The organism is Eisenbergiella tayi (assembly GCF_001881565.1).
Lineage (GTDB): Bacteria > Bacillota > Clostridia > Lachnospirales > Lachnospiraceae > Eisenbergiella > Eisenbergiella tayi.
In genome coordinates, this window is record NZ_MPDJ01000005.1 from 415,541 (window position 1) to 429,998 (window position 14,458).

Consider the following 14,458-nt stretch of genomic DNA (forward strand, 5'->3'; position numbering starts at 1 on the left):
CCGCCGCCCCGCAAAGGAAGGGCAGGGACAGGCATCATCGGCTCACAGGAATCTCTTGAACAGGAAGGTTATGTGTTAAAGTGTTGCTAAATTGTAGGTTGGAATATTGATACTAAACTTGGCGTTTGATATTGTAATTTATAAAATGATAGGAAAGGGTGAGTTTTTTATTATGGAAGAATCAGATGACGGTGGTGGGAATCCATGTCGGTTTCGGTCTTTTATAGTTGTTTTGCTGGAATGATTTTTTAATAAAATTTCGGGGAACTATAGTGGGATTGAAACAGGAAGGATTTTTACGGATGAACGTTACTTTGATTATTATTTTGTTGTGTATTATTATGTCTGCTTATTTTTCGGCGACGGAGACGGCTTTTTCTTCTTTGAACCGGATTCGGATTAAAAATATGGCGGATAAGGGGAATAAGAGGGCGGCTTTGGTTTTGAAGCTGTCGGAGGATTATGACAGGTTGTTGTCTACTATTCTGATTGGGAATAATATTGTGAATATTGCCTGTGCTTCTTTGTCTACTCTTTTGTTTGTGCGGCTTTTGGGGGAAGATGCGGGGGCGAGTGTTTCTACGGCGGTCACTACTGTTATTGTTCTTGTTTTCGGGGAGGTTTCTCCTAAGAGTATTGCTAAGGAGTCTCCGGAGAAGTTTTCTATGTTTTCTGCTCCTATTCTGAATTTTATGGCGGTATTGCTTACTCCTCTTAATTTTCTGTTTAAGCAGTGGAAGAAGGTTCTGTCGAGGTTTTTCCATTCTTCTGCCAGTCAGGGGATTACGGAGGAGGAGCTTATTACGATTGTGGAGGAGGCCCGGCAGGATGGGGGGATTGATGAGCAGGAGGGGGATTTGCTGCGTAATGCTCTTGAATTTAATGAGTTAAAGGCTGCGGATATCCTTACGCCCAGAATTGATGTTGTTGGAGTGAATGTTTGTGCCGGGGCGGAGGAAATTGCTTCGGTATTTACGGAGACGGGGTATTCCAGGCTTCCGGTGTATCAGGATAGTATTGATAATATAGTTGGTATTCTTTATCATAAGGATTTTTATAATAAAATTTATGGGACGGGTAGGGGAATAAAGGATGTGATACGTCCGGCCCTTTTTATTACACGGCATAAAAAAATCAGTCAGCTGCTGCAGGAGCTTCAGGCTTCGAATCATCATATTGCTGTGGTTATTGATGAATTCGGGGGGACTGTGGGTATTGTTACTCTGGAGGATATTTTGGAGGAGCTGGTGGGTGAAATCTGGGATGAGCATGATGAAATTATCCGGTCTGTAGAAAAGCTTTCTGATGATGAATTTCTTGTTTTGGGGAACGCAAATGTGGATAAGCTTTTGGAGCTGCTGGGTTATGATGAGGAAACAGAAGCGGTTACGGTAAACGGATGGATCATGAATGAGCTTCAGAAGCTTCCGGAAAAGGGGGATTCTTTCCGCTTCCATGAATGGCAGGTCTCTGTAATGGAGATGGAAGAGCGGCGTGTGAAGAGTGCCCGGATCTGCCGGTGTGAACAGTGTTAAACAGATGATGGGTCTGCGGGCCGTCTTTATATCTATAAAATGCCGGTCCGGATTGGCAGCAGCAATCCGGGCCGGCATTCTTTTATTTTTCAGGCTGTATGGATAGGTCTTTTTATAAATACTTTTCAGCGATGCTCATCATTTCGTCCCATTTGCTTTCCATATCCGCTACCAGCTTGAACTGGGTGCGGGCGCGGTCCAGGTTGTGTTCGGGGCGGTGGATTTTGAAGTAAACGTCACCCTGCAGGTAATCGGCGAGGAAGCGCATGCCGCATTCCAGGGTCATCAGTTTGGCTCCCATGGGAAGCATGCGTATTTCTTCTTCGGTCAGACTGCCTCCGCAGCCTTCCACATAGCCTTTTGTGTATATTTCAAACAGCTTCAGATCACAGCTGATCTTATCCAGGTCTTTCTCATCCTCCGCTCCCGTACTGGCGCCGAAACGGATGGAATCGCCGTAGTCGTAAAGGGCGGAACCCGGCATTACGGTATCCAAATCAATCACGCAGAGTCCTTTTCCGGTCTTATTATCTATCATAATGTTATTCAGCTTGGTATCGTTATGGGTAACACGAAGAGGAATCCTGTGTTTGGCAAGGGCATCGCAGATAACATGGGTTTCCGGCTCCCGGTCCATGACAAACCGGAGCTCTTTCTGTACTCCGGCAGCCCTTTTATAGGTATCTTCCTCCACGGCCTTTCTGAAATCTTCAAAACGGCTCACGGTATTGTGGAAATTCGGTATCGTTTCATGCAGTGTTGACGCAGGATAATCTGCCAGAAGCTTCTGGAAATTGCCGAAGGAAAGTGCGCTGTTATAGAAGTCTTCGGGTTTTTCCACGATATCAAAGCAGGTGGCGTCTTCAATAAAAATATACATCCTCCAGAAGTCTCCGTCTTCATCCACGAGATAATTGTCCCCGTCCACAGTACGGATAACATTCAGAGTTTCCCTGTCGGGATCCCCTCCGTTCTGGATGATTTTGTTCCTGAGAAAGGAGGTGACATTCATAATATTTTCCATCAGGCCCTTGGGGTTCTTAAAAATATCGTCATTCATGCGCTGCAGGATATAGCGTCTGGTTTTCCCGTTTTCCAGTTCACAGGTCAGACGTACGGTATCATTGATATGACCGCTTCCATAAGGAACCGCCTCCGTCAGCGTTCCCTCCAGACGGAACCTGGGAGCAATGTTTTTTTTCACTAAATCCATATCCAATTTATCCATTTTCCTACCTCACTTTTATTAATACCGGCCGTATCTACTGCGGCCGTCCCCGTTTTGCAGTTTCATTATAACACTATTGTACAAAATTTATTTACACAATAATTTCGGTTTTTTATCTAATCATGGCGTTTACCGTCTATTTTAACAAATATTTGTTTGCCTGTCGTTTTTTTCTATTATGTATTCCTTAAGATTTCGCATAATTCATTTCAGGAAAAGTCGTAATGCACAATTTTACTTCTGGTTTTTGCACAATACATCCAAATCTTTGCACAATAATAAAATCAATTAAAAAAACGAAAGAAAAAAGGTGCTTTACTGCACAAAATTTGTTACTATATATATCAGATGATAAAGCCGGGATGTAGGAAATGCACAAAGGGAAAAGTTCTTTTTTATTCCCGTCCCGGAAGTGGAGGATGATACAAATGGAGTCAAAAATCGTTGATAACTACGAATCCGTAACCTTACATCAATCTCTTCTGATCAGCAAATTGTTTACCGTTCATTATTTTGAATATATGAATGACTTTTCCTTTCCGGGGGAAGCGCATAATTTCTGGGAATTTCTGTGTGTGGACAAGGGGGAAGTGGATGTGGTGGCAGGAAGCCGGAGCCTTTCCCTGAAAAAGGATGAAATTATCTTCCATAAGCCTAATGAATTCCACACCGTCCGTTCCAATGGAAGGGTTGCGCCAAATGTGGTGGTCATTTCCTTTGAATGTACCTCTCCTTCCATGGATTTTTTTAAGGATCGGATTCTCACCATCGGGGAGGCGGAACGGAGCCTGATCGCACAGATAATCATGGAAGCGCGGCAGCTGTTTTCCTGCCCTCTGGATGATCCTTACCTGAAAAAAATGGAGCTTGCGGAAAATCCGCCCTTCGGCTGCAGCCAAATGATACAGTTGCATCTGGAACAGCTTCTGATACAGCTTATCCGGCGGCATACCGCATCCCGGCAGGAAAAGAAACAGCCGTCCACCCTGAAGCAGAAATCCGACGGGGATTTATACGAACGCATTATGAATTATCTGGATCAGAATCTTTATACCCAGATCACGATTGAACAGATCTGCAAGGACAACCTGGTGGGACGCTCTCAGCTGCAGAAGCTTTTCCGTGAGCGTAACGGCTGCGGCATCATCGATTATTTCTCCCATATGAAAATCGATGCGGCGAAGCAGCTCATACGGAACCAGAGCCTGAATTTTACCCAGATTGCGGATACCATGGGCTATACTTCGGTTCATTATTTTTCCAGGCAGTTTAAGAAGGTGACGGGGATGACGCCGTCGGAATATTCTTCTTCCATTAAGAAATTATCAGAAGAACCGCAGTTCAGGAGGTAAACCTGAACTGCGGTTCCTTTTATTCGCCCAGAACCTTTTCCAGTTCTTTGATAACAATCTTCAGGGCCTTGATTCTCGCATATTTTTTATCCACGGATTCCAGGATATGCCACGGCGCATAGGTCGTGCTGGTTTTCTGTATCATTTCATTCACGGCCGCTTCATAGGCATCCCATTTTTCCCGGTTTCTCCAGTCTTCATCGGTGATCTTCCATTGTTTTTCCGGTGTGTTCTGTCTTTCGTTAAAGCGTTCCAGCTGTGTTTCCTTATCAATATGAACCCAGAATTTGATAACCACAGCGCCCCAGTCCACCAGCTCCTTTTCGAATTCGTTTATTTCATTATAGGCTCTCTGCCAGTCGTTGGTACTGCAGAAGCCCTCAATCCGTTCCACCATAACCCTTCCGTACCATGTGCGGTCAAAAATGGCTATATGGCCGGTTTTAGGCAGCCTTGTCCAGAAACGCCAGAGATAATGCCGGGCCTTTTCATGGGGCTCCGGGCTGGCGATGGGGTGGACTTCAAAACCCCTGGGATCCAGCGCTCCGGTAATCCTCTTGATATTTCCCCCTTTTCCTGCGGCATCCCAGCCTTCATAGGCAATAATCAGAGGAACTCTTTTACGGTAAAGCCTGTTGTGAAGCTCACCCAGCCTTTTCTGAAGCTTATCCAGTTCCTCCTGGTATTCCGCCTCCTCCATGGTTTTATCCAGAGGGATTTCATCAAGCCTTGGCATCTTCTCCAGAGGGAAGGTATTCTGCAGCAGGGGAACCGCCAGGCTCTTGTTCTGAAGGGCCACCTCGATTCCCTGGCAAAGGGTCTCCAAAACCTGCAGCTGCGCCCATTTACGTGAATGGGCATCCACAATATACCAGGGCGCGGTTGATGCGTTGGTATCATTCAGATACTGGTCAAAAACCTTCAGGCATTTATCATAATGCTTACTCTGCCAGCGATCGGATTCACTCACCCGCCAGCGGGTATCCTCGTTTGACAAAAGGCCGTCCAGACGTTTTTTCTGTTCCTTTTCTTCTATATTAAAAAAGAATTTCATTACCAGATATCCATTATCCGTAAGCTGCCTTTCGAAACGCTTCACACTGTCAATCCGGGATGCATAGCCTTTTTCGTCCAGCTTTCCCCGGAGCACATCGCCGGTAATTTCCTCCATCCATCCGGAATCCAGAAATGTGAATTTTCCCGCTTCGGGCAGACGGGCAAAATAGCGGTATAAAAAGGGCTTCCTCAATTCTTCTTCCGTAGGCGCGGACATGGTCGCCACCTTAAAGAAACGGGGATCAATATTCCGGATGATTTTACCGATCGTACTTCCTTTTCCGGCGGCTCCCCAGCCCTCCATCAGGACCAGCACCGGAAGGGCCCGCTCCTTAATCTGCATCTGCAGGGCAAACAGGTGGTTTCTCGCATCCTCCAGCCGTCTGAGCAATTCCTCTTCCTGAGGTTTTTCCTGCTCCACGTGATTTTTCAGCATAGTGCCTCCTCCCTGATCTCCTGTACGGAAATCTTACGGCTTTTTATAGTTTTTGCCTGTTCCCGCGCCGTTATTCAAAAAGAAAACACTTCCTGACACGCCGGCGCTTTCTACCTTCAGTGTAGCATATGGAGCTCATGGAAACAATTCCCTTTTAAGTGCTGGGTGATGGGTGCTGGGTGTGGATAAAAATTCTGAGTGAGCGTCACCGTCTGCCCGGGCTCCTCTTCCGGTTCTTCCAGAGGGCCAGCGGCTCGGTAAGGTTCCTTATAGGGCACGCTTCCGCTCGGACAAACACGCAGCGGTACTAAGGTTGCAAAATACGCAACCTAAGGACCGGCGTGTTTATACGGCCCTTACAGGAATCCTTACCGAGCCGCTGGCCCTCTGGAAGGACCGGAAAGGGAACCCGGACAGACGGTGACGCTCACTCAGAATTTTTATCCACACCCTTGAAGACCTTTACTTGTTATAAATCACACCCGCCCTGCGTTTTGTGCCGTGCCTTCCCTCTGCGGATGCCCTTCCCGGCGGGTCTGTGTACCCTGCAAAGGCCTTCTAAAAACGCCGGTCCTTAGATTGCGTCCTGTGCAATCTTAGTACCGCTGCGTTTTTAGCAGAGTGAGAACGTGCCTGCGCAGGGTACACAGACCCGCCGGGAAGGGCATCTGCAGAGGGAAGGCACGGCACAAAACGCAGGGTGGGTGTGATTTATAACGTCTACTCTATTCCTTCTTTTTCCAGCTTCATGCTTCCGAAGCAGTACACGCCGGTATGCACGCCCCAGAGGATGCAGATCAGGATAATTGGGAAATTCCCGGTTCCGAACATCAGTTTTCCCAGCAGAGCCACGGCTTCCATGATCGGAAGCATGGACTTCATGACCTGGAAGGTGCTGTAGGAAGCTTTATAAATAATCATGCGTTCCGCTTCATCGCAGCTGTCCATCCAGCGCTTGTTAAAATTAGTGTCTCCCACATCGCCGTCCTTCAGCGGATGGATCTTTTTAATCTGCTTAATCAGTACCGCTTCCACAATGATGATGCCTGTACAAAATATCACAAACAGGATTACGCAGACCAGCATATTGGGATTTTTCATGTCCATAGCCAGGCCGAACAGCAGAAACTGGATCACCATGTTAATTTCATTGGCTGTCATTGCCGCATTCTGATAATCATTGGCCTTATCCTCTTCTTCATAGGTTCCCTGACGGATTGCGGCTCCCGCTTTCCGGTAATAAATAAAAGCGACTGCTCCCAATACCACGAAAAAGCCTGCCTGGTACCCAAATGAGTACTGTAAATAACCATTATAAAAGAAATGCATAACATCTGTCGTGTCCTTCTTGACAGACATAATCAGAAATGAGGTGAGGAATCCGACAGCGCCGCCAATAACAAGCCACAGCACTATTTTAGCCAGAATCTGTCCCATACTCTTTGATTTATTCTTATTATCCTTCATCGCCCGCTCCTATCTGCCGGTAATTGCCGGCTCTTTTATTTCTCTGCGATTTTTTTCCTTTTTTATTCTTCATATCTGAAAATATCCTCCACCGTAGTCCCGCAAATAGCGGCCAGCTTCAGTGCCAGGGTGACCGAGGGTGAATAATCCCCTCTTTCAATCAGGCTGATGGTCTGCCTGGACACCCCGGCCATATTGCCAAGCTCCGCCTGATTTACTCCCAGCCTCGCCCGGTGTTCCTTCAATCGGTTATATAACGGCATTATGACCTCCTTTCCCAGCGTTCCTATCCTCCCAGGCCTTCGGGATTTCCTGCAACGCAAAACAGGATGACAACTTTTCTTGTCACCCTGATAATAACATTGACAAACAAAGTTGTCAATGACAAATTTACTTGTCATTATTTTTCCTGCGGGCACTCCGGCATGCCAGTCCGGCTATCTGGTCAGCTTTCGGATCCAGTTCCCGTAATGGGATTCCAGGAAGGCCGGCACACACTTGAATATCTGATCCGCGTTCAGGCAGCATACCACCACCGCAGGAGAAGCCTTTACCACAAAGGCCATAATGAAGGACAGAGGGATTACAATCCCCCATATGCTGATCAAGTCCATCTTCACCACAAACATGGCGTTTCCGCCGCCGCGGATAATTCCGTTATTGGTCGGCATCTGATAGGACATTCCCACGATTACGATGCTCAGTATAATCAGGAAGGTATTCGCCATATCTTTGGTGGCCGGCGTCAGATCATAGATCCGCAGCAGAGGGACACGGATTACAAACAGGACAAGCCCGGATACCACACCGATTATCAAAAACAGCCGCTGCATCAGCTTTGCATAATGCTTGACCAGATCGATATCCCCTGTCCCAATGGTTTTTCCGATAATGACGGAAGCGGTGGAAGCCGCTCCTACCGCCATGGACTTGACCATCAGGAAGATGGTGGATGCCACACTGTTGGCTGCAATCGCCGCCGCAGTCATATGGCCGAGAATAACGGTCTGCAGTGCGGTATTGACTCCCCACAGCCCCTGTACCAGCAGCATGGGCGTGGTTAATTTAAAATAATCCCTGCACAGAAGCTTGTCCGGATGAAAATAATCACTCAGCCTAAGCCGCAGATTGGTTTCCTTTTTACGGATATAGAAAAGCAATACCAGCAGTTCTATGGCCCGGGCTGCCAGCGTTCCCACCGCCGCGCCTGCCGCGCCCATTTCCGGAGCGCCGAAATGGCCGTAAATCAGCACATAATTAATGCCGCAGTTAATGAAAAAGGTGATAATCGACAACTGAAAGGCTATATTCACCAATTCCACGCTCCGCATGGTAGCAAGAAGGATCTGTGTGACGGCAAAGAAGAAATATGTAAAACGGATGATGGCCAGATAACGGACGCCTTCCTCAATGATTGATTTCTCCGTTGTAAAAATGCCCAGCGTCTGGTAGGGAAAAATACTGACCAGCGTGAACAGGATCACCGCGATCCCGAGCCCCGCCCACATGGCTCCCGCAGCGATTTTTTTCATGGGTTCCGTCCGGCGCTGTCCCCAGTACTGGCTGCAGAATATAACAAGCCCGTCCCCCAGGGCCATCAGGAGCTGCTGGTAGATGAACTGGATCTGGTTCACCGCAGCCACGCCGGACAGAGCCGTCTCGCTGTAGGCCCCCAGCATCATATTATCCGCCAGATTCACGCTTAAGGTCACCACGTTCTGAAGGACCAGGATAACATATATAGAAAAAAAGTTCCGGTAAAACAAGGTGTCTGTTTTCTGTTTCATATCATTGAATTCCTTCCCGCAGCTTTGCTTTCAGCCAGTCTGCATTCACACCTGAGGCGCTATAATCGTTTTTACTCCCTTGTCGCCAAAACCCGCTGTCAGTTCCTCCGGCGCATGCCAGTCCGTGATCAGGATATCCACATTCTCCGGTGAGGCTATCAAAACCATGGAATCATCCCCGAATTTCGTATAGTCCAGAAGCATGATCTTTTCTTTGGAAATGGTCAGTATCTTTCGTTTCAGTTCCGCTTCTCCCAGCGTGGGCGTGGAAAAGCCTCTTTCCACCGTAAAATGGTTGGCGCTGATAAAGCCTTTGTCAAAGAACAGGTTCCCCAGCACCTGTTCCGCCAGATAGCCCACACAGGAATAAATGTTGGTGCGCAGCTCGCCTCCGATTATAATGCTGTGGATATCCGCCGCTTTCGCAAGCTCCATTGCCACAAAAATATTGTTCGTACACGGCATAATATTCCGCTTCGGCCCCTCCACAATCATTCTGGCAAGCTCGAAGGTTGTCGTGCCGCTGTCCAGAAAAACCGCTTCTCCATCCTGAATGCAGTCATAGGCAGCGGCTGCGATTGCCTTTTTTTCTTCCCTGTGGCGGACCTCATTTTCCTGATGGGAAAATTCCCGCAGGGAACCGTACCTGCTCACCGCGCCTCCCCAGGTACGCTTCAACACCCCTTCCTGCTCCATGTTCGCAAGAAGCTTACGCACAGAAACCTCCGAAAGTGAAAAAGCCTCGCTTAACTCCGAAACCGATATGGAAGACTTTATTTTCAGCTGATCCAAGATATATTTCCGTCGTTCGTCCTGATTCATATTGCACCCCTTTGCCGGCCGGACCGGCATATTCTTTTTTTACTCCAATTATATACTTCCTTGCGCACACTCTGCAACTACCTATTGCTTTTTTCCTTAATTCTTTGCCTGCTCAGCTTTTAACCGTCCGGACAGGTCTGAACGATTACAGCCACTTTCATTTTGCTTACGATTTTATTTCATTTTCTATGGACATCAAAAGGCAAATATATTATAATGCAACTGTACCTTACAGCAAACATATCTGTTCATTTTAATAATTCAGGAGGAATCCCTATGATAATTGACAGTGCCAAATTAAACGGCCCCTGTTCCTGCGGCAGAAGCCATGAAATGATCACCAAAGAAGCCATTATCGAGCCCGGCTGTCTGAAAAAACTGGACTTTTATACGGACAAATACGGAATTACCGGAAAACGCGCCGTAATTTATGATGAGAACACCTATCATGCCAAAAACATGCTGCATCCCGCCGCCGATCAGGAAATCATCCTGGATCCCACGAATTTACATGCCAATGAAATCGCAGTGGGAAAGGTTATGGAACAGCTGGACGGTGATATCGATTATCTGGTTGCCATCGGAAGCGGCACCATTCATGATACCACCCGCTATTGTGCCAATGACAGAGGGATTCCTTTTATCTCCTGCCCTACCGCGGCCAGCGTAGACGGCTTCTGCTCCACCGTGTCCGCCATGACCTGGAAGGGCTATAAAAAGACAATGCCCGGCGTTGCGCCCGTATTCGTGCTGGCGGATATTGATATCATAAAAGAAGCGCCCCTGTATCTGGCCCTCAGCGGCGCAGGCGATATTTTCGGCAAGTATACCGCCCTGGCCGACTGGAATATAGGCCATGCCCTCACAGGAGAATATCTCTGCCCGGTCATTGAATCCATGACACGGGATGCTGTGGACGCTGTCCGCTCCTGCTGCACCGGCTTGAAGGAACAGGATGAGCATGCCTTTGAACAGCTGACCTACGGGCTTATTCTTTCCGGCCTGGCCATGCAGCTGATGGGGAATTCACGCCCTGCCTCCGGTTCGGAGCATCATATTTCCCATTTGATAGAAATGCAGCCTGCGGCCTTCCCCTTCCATTCCGATGCGCTTCACGGGGAAAAAGTAGGCGTGGGAACCATACTCATTTCCCAGGCCTGCCACAAAATCGCTGAAACAGAAGATATTTCCCCTTATGTCCATCCCTATTCCATTCTTCCGGAAAAAGAGCTGGAGGAGCTGTATGGCCCGTCCCTGTATCCCAGCATTGTGGAAGAGAACAAAAAGGACTGTATGGAAGGAGTCACTCCGGAAATGCTCATCAATGCCTGGCCAGAAATCCGGAAAATCATCGCAACAATCCCCCGCCCGGAGGAACTTACCGCTTTGTATGAAGAAATCGGTGCTAAGAAAAGCATGGAGGATATCGACGTTCCTTCCGCTTATCTTTCCCAGCTGCTCCGATTTTCTCCCAGCGCAAGGAACCGGCTGACCATGATGCGCGTGTGCTGGATGCTGGATCTTCCTGAGAACAAAGCATAACTCTGCCTGCCTAATCATAAAAAAAGATACCAAAGAACGGTGCCCTGTCAGCAGACGAGGTGCCGTTCTTCTGTATCTACTTATCTTTTTTCATTTCTGTCATATTCTGTTTCTTTTCTAATCTGCAGCATTTCTTTGCCCGGCGGGAAAAAACGGATGCCTTTCAAAAAATACTAAAGTTCTTCCACCCAGCGTATGGTTTCCCATACCGGTTCCCCGTCGTTATGCTGTTCCGGCCCCGGTGTGCTCCTTCCGCGGAAGATGTGTCCTTTCAGGATTTCCCTGAGTTCTTTTTCTATCTCCGGGTATTCTTCGATCACATTCTTTTTCTCCCCGATATCCACGGAAAGGTCATACAGCTGGAACCTGGGCGCTCCGGCGGGTTCTTCCCCCGGCTTCGGATCCGACCAGCCGCCGGATCCCGGACACATTTCCAGCTTGAATTTTCCCTTCCGTATGGAAAGGGAGCCGTCAATACTTTGATGGATCAGATCCTCCCTGACCTCTTCTCCCTCCGGATCCAGCCATAGAGGAAGGCTGCTCACGCTGTCCACTCCCATTTGCGGCTCCAGCGGGATTTCCAGGCAATCCGCCATGGTCGCCATGATATCACTCAGGCAGACCATTCGGGAACATCTTTTTCCCTTCGGCACCTTTTGGGGCCACTGTACAATCAGAGGAATGCGGTGTCCCCCTTCATAAATATCGGCCTTGGTACCGCGGAATACATAGCTGGGATTATGCCCCTTCGCCAGAAGCTCCGGATAATCCGCCATGGGGGAACAGCCGTTATCCGACGTATAGATCAGGATGGTATTTTCAAAAAGTCCCAGTTCCTTCAGTTTGCGGTTGATTCTTCCCGCCACATCATCACAGTGCAGGACAAAATCCCCATACTCATTCGTACCGGATTTTCCCCGGAACTGCTGTGCCGGAAGGATGGGGGTATGGGGAGCAGGCATGGGAAAATAAAGAAAGAACGGTTCCTCCCGGTATTCCTCTATTTTTTCCAGGACCTTATCCGTCAGCTCATCCAGGACCTTTTCCTGTTCAAAGCCCGGAGCCGTAGGACCTTCCCGGAAAAATCCCTTTCCCGTGCCCTTTGTCACATGATCCGGCAGCGCCGTAAAATGATCATTTTCTATATAGATATAGGGCGGCATATCCAGGGAAGCGCTGATCCCGTAAAAGTATTCGAATCCATGGGAAACCGGGGAATCTTCTATTTTGCCTGCGTAATCCACATGATCGCAGGCATCGAAGTCCGGTTTTTCCACAAACCCTTCCTCTTTTGCGAAGCTCATCCCCAAATGCCATTTTCCGACCATAGCCGTCCGGTAGCCGTTATCCTTCAGCATATCCGTCAGTGTTTTTCTCCCCCGTTCAATCAGGGGTTCGGAATAGCCTCCCATCACAGAGGACTTCAGCCGTGATCTCCAGTTATAACGCCCGGTCAGTATGCCGTAACGGGACGGCGTACATACCGCAGCGGTAGCATGGGCATCGGTGAAGCAGATCCCGTTTTCCGCCATTTCATCCAGATTCGGCGTTCGGAATCCGCAGTTTTCATTCAGCGCGGAGATATCCCCGTAGCCCATATCATCCGCAAGTATATAGATCAGATTCGGTTTAGTCATGATCATTCCTCCCAAAAGTGGACCGGCCCGAGGCCAGCCCACTGTCATTCACCATACCTTCCGGTATATGTAGTCTTTATTGAAGCTTAACTCCTGTTACTGCGTATCCAGCCCGTAGTTATTATCGGCGCTCCACTCTTTTTCCGCTTTGATGGTATCGAATACCGTTTTGAAGGAATCCTGCACATATTGTGCAAATGCATCGGTATCATAGGTTCCTTCCAGATACATCTGGCCGCCGCGGCAGAAGAAGTCACGAAGCTCACTGTTTACTCCTGTATAATAAGCAAGGCGGAGCGGTTCCTCTGTGATAATAAAGCCGGAAAGCCTGTCAGGCAGCTGTGTGCTTGTGGAAAGGGGAATCCGGTTGATGCCTTCGGCAAATCTTCTCTGTACATCGGGAGAGGACATAAACTGTGCAAAATCAATGGCCGCCGCCAGCTTTTTGGGGTCGGATTCACATGCTTTATTTACGGCAAAAATGATATCGGGCTGACCGCCGAGAATAACGGATTTTCCCATGGCATTTTTATTGGTATCCGTTGTAATAACGGGAATTGCCATAACGCCGTATTCAAAGCTGTCCCCCACATTTGCGGAAATGGCTGTCAGGTTGGTGGACATAGCCTGTACCATGGCAACCTCGCCACGGATAAACATATCAATTGCTGTCTTCTGATCCAGTCCGTTGTAATCGGAGGTCCTGTACTGGGAAAAATCTTTCATCAGGTCAAAAGAATCCTTGATGGAATCCGAAGTGAAATCCAGTGTTCCTTCGTCAAAAGCCTTCACCATTTCATTCAGCTCGATAAACCCGTTTCCGGATACGTCTGTTTTTTCCACCAAATCATTATTCAGCTGGCTGCATACGGAATTGTTGAACCACAGCCAGGAAAGATCGTCCTTGGATGCATTGGGGAACGCAAAAGGAGTCGTTCCCGCGCTTTTCAGCTTCTGGCAGACATCCATAAACTGATCCCAGGTTTCAGGCACCTGCACCCCCGCCGCATCAAATAAGGACTGGTTGTAGAAAATCCTTACAACGCTGGTGGATGACGGATAGCCCGGCACATCATTGTCCGTCAGATACATTCTCTCCAGAATGGAATCCGGAAGAGTTTCCTTCCATGCCTTGCCTGTATCATAGGGGCTTTCCTGATCATATAAATCCTTGAAGTTATGCAGATAGCCCGCTTCATAATCCGCAGTGATATCATAAATAATTCCGGTATACACATCAGGGCCCTGGTTGGCGGTAAACTGTGTGGTCAGCCATACCCGGTAATCGGTAGGCTGCTTTTCGAATTTCACAGTCGCGCCGGTCTTTGTTTCCCATTCCTTAATGATTTCTTCGGATAAGGCATTCGCCGTTTCATCCGTTGATAAATCCTGGGCAAATACAAGCGTCACCCCGGAAAAGTCCGTATCGCCGGCAGAGACCTCTTCCCCGCCCGTTTCCGCCGCTGCAGGAGCCTGTGATTCCCCACCGCCCGCTGAGGATTCCGCCGGAGCCGCCGGCTTCTGTGAACTGCCGCAGCCTGCAAGCATACAAACAGACAGTGCGATTGCCGCCAATGCTTTCATTCTCTTTTTCAT

Annotated in this window: 11 protein-coding genes; 3 read left to right on the forward strand and 8 right to left on the reverse strand. The window is 48.3% G+C overall.

Going from position 1 to position 14,458, the window contains the following annotated elements; all coding sequences use genetic code 11:
* The first annotated feature begins 302 nt into the window (after positions 1-302).
* On the forward strand, positions 303-1,535 hold the full coding sequence (locus BLA28_RS19935) for an HlyC/CorC family transporter (RefSeq protein WP_069157804.1): 1,233 nt from the start codon (positions 303-305) through the stop codon (positions 1,533-1,535).
* Between the two features lie 112 nt (positions 1,536-1,647).
* On the opposite strand, the gene BLA28_RS19940 is transcribed toward BLA28_RS19935, so the two are convergent.
* A complete protein-coding gene (locus tag BLA28_RS19940) occupies positions 1,648-2,763 on the reverse strand; it encodes a phosphotransferase enzyme family protein (protein ID WP_176726826.1) in 1,116 nt (371 codons plus the stop codon).
* 428 nt (positions 2,764-3,191) lie between these two features.
* Between BLA28_RS19940 and BLA28_RS19945 the strand changes: the two genes are divergently transcribed.
* Complete coding sequence (locus BLA28_RS19945) at positions 3,192-4,115, forward strand: AraC family transcriptional regulator (RefSeq protein ID WP_009251842.1); 924 nt, start codon at positions 3,192-3,194, stop codon at positions 4,113-4,115.
* A 19-nt stretch (positions 4,116-4,134) separates the two neighbouring features.
* Here BLA28_RS19945 and pap read toward each other — a convergent pair whose 3' ends face one another.
* From pap to BLA28_RS19970, 5 genes are all read right to left on the reverse strand, one after another.
* Entirely contained in the window at positions 4,135-5,607 is a 1,473-nt protein-coding gene (gene pap, locus BLA28_RS19950) for a polyphosphate:AMP phosphotransferase (protein WP_009251843.1), read from the reverse strand.
* A 720-nt stretch (positions 5,608-6,327) separates the two neighbouring features.
* Positions 6,328-7,074, reverse strand: coding sequence for a DUF3169 family protein (locus tag BLA28_RS19955; RefSeq protein ID WP_069157805.1), 747 nt, complete (start codon positions 7,072-7,074; stop codon positions 6,328-6,330).
* Between the two features lie 62 nt (positions 7,075-7,136).
* Positions 7,137-7,337, reverse strand: coding sequence for a helix-turn-helix transcriptional regulator (locus BLA28_RS19960; protein ID WP_009251845.1), 201 nt, complete (start codon positions 7,335-7,337; stop codon positions 7,137-7,139).
* Between the two features lie 174 nt (positions 7,338-7,511).
* Positions 7,512-8,861 (reverse strand): MATE family efflux transporter, encoded by a 1,350-nt coding sequence (locus tag BLA28_RS19965; protein ID WP_069157806.1) that lies wholly within the window; start codon positions 8,859-8,861, stop codon positions 7,512-7,514.
* 45 nt (positions 8,862-8,906) lie between these two features.
* Positions 8,907-9,683 (reverse strand): DeoR/GlpR family DNA-binding transcription regulator, encoded by a 777-nt coding sequence (locus tag BLA28_RS19970; protein WP_025482555.1) that lies wholly within the window; start codon positions 9,681-9,683, stop codon positions 8,907-8,909.
* 276 nt (positions 9,684-9,959) lie between these two features.
* Here BLA28_RS19970 and BLA28_RS19975 point away from each other — a divergent pair, with 276 nt between their 5' ends.
* The gene (locus BLA28_RS19975) at positions 9,960-11,225 is read left to right on the forward strand and encodes a sn-glycerol-1-phosphate dehydrogenase (protein ID WP_069157807.1); all 1,266 of its coding nucleotides are present in this window, start codon (positions 9,960-9,962) and stop codon (positions 11,223-11,225) included.
* Positions 11,226-11,398: 173 nt separating this feature from the next.
* Here BLA28_RS19975 and BLA28_RS19980 read toward each other — a convergent pair whose 3' ends face one another.
* Together BLA28_RS19980 and BLA28_RS19985 are read right to left on the reverse strand one after the other, a co-directional pair.
* The gene (locus tag BLA28_RS19980; protein ID WP_069157967.1) at positions 11,399-12,862 is read right to left on the reverse strand and encodes a sulfatase family protein; all 1,464 of its coding nucleotides are present in this window, start codon (positions 12,860-12,862) and stop codon (positions 11,399-11,401) included.
* A gap of 96 nt (positions 12,863-12,958) precedes the next feature.
* Positions 12,959-14,458, reverse strand: coding sequence for an ABC transporter substrate-binding protein (locus BLA28_RS19985; RefSeq protein WP_071699342.1), 1,500 nt, complete (start codon positions 14,456-14,458; stop codon positions 12,959-12,961).

Bases quoted from the DNA above. Each gene is read 5' to 3' on its own strand.
- BLA28_RS19935 (WP_069157804.1), top strand. From the start codon at position 303: ATGAACGTTACTTTGATTATTATTTTGTTGTGTATTATTATGTCTGCT.
- BLA28_RS19940 (WP_176726826.1), bottom strand. From the start codon at position 2,763: ATGGATAAATTGGATATGGATTTAGTGAAAAAAAACATTGCTCCCAGG.
- BLA28_RS19945 (WP_009251842.1), top strand. From the start codon at position 3,192: ATGGAGTCAAAAATCGTTGATAACTACGAATCCGTAACCTTACATCAA.
- pap (WP_009251843.1), bottom strand. From the start codon at position 5,607: ATGCTGAAAAATCACGTGGAGCAGGAAAAACCTCAGGAAGAGGAATTG.
- BLA28_RS19955 (WP_069157805.1), bottom strand. From the start codon at position 7,074: ATGAAGGATAATAAGAATAAATCAAAGAGTATGGGACAGATTCTGGCT.
- BLA28_RS19960 (WP_009251845.1), bottom strand. From the start codon at position 7,337: ATGCCGTTATATAACCGATTGAAGGAACACCGGGCGAGGCTGGGAGTA.
- BLA28_RS19965 (WP_069157806.1), bottom strand. From the start codon at position 8,861: ATGAAACAGAAAACAGACACCTTGTTTTACCGGAACTTTTTTTCTATA.
- BLA28_RS19970 (WP_025482555.1), bottom strand. From the start codon at position 9,683: ATGAATCAGGACGAACGACGGAAATATATCTTGGATCAGCTGAAAATA.
- BLA28_RS19975 (WP_069157807.1), top strand. From the start codon at position 9,960: ATGATAATTGACAGTGCCAAATTAAACGGCCCCTGTTCCTGCGGCAGA.
- BLA28_RS19980 (WP_069157967.1), bottom strand. From the start codon at position 12,862: ATGACTAAACCGAATCTGATCTATATACTTGCGGATGATATGGGCTAC.
- BLA28_RS19985 (WP_071699342.1), bottom strand. From the start codon at position 14,458: ATGAAAAAGAGAATGAAAGCATTGGCGGCAATCGCACTGTCTGTTTGT.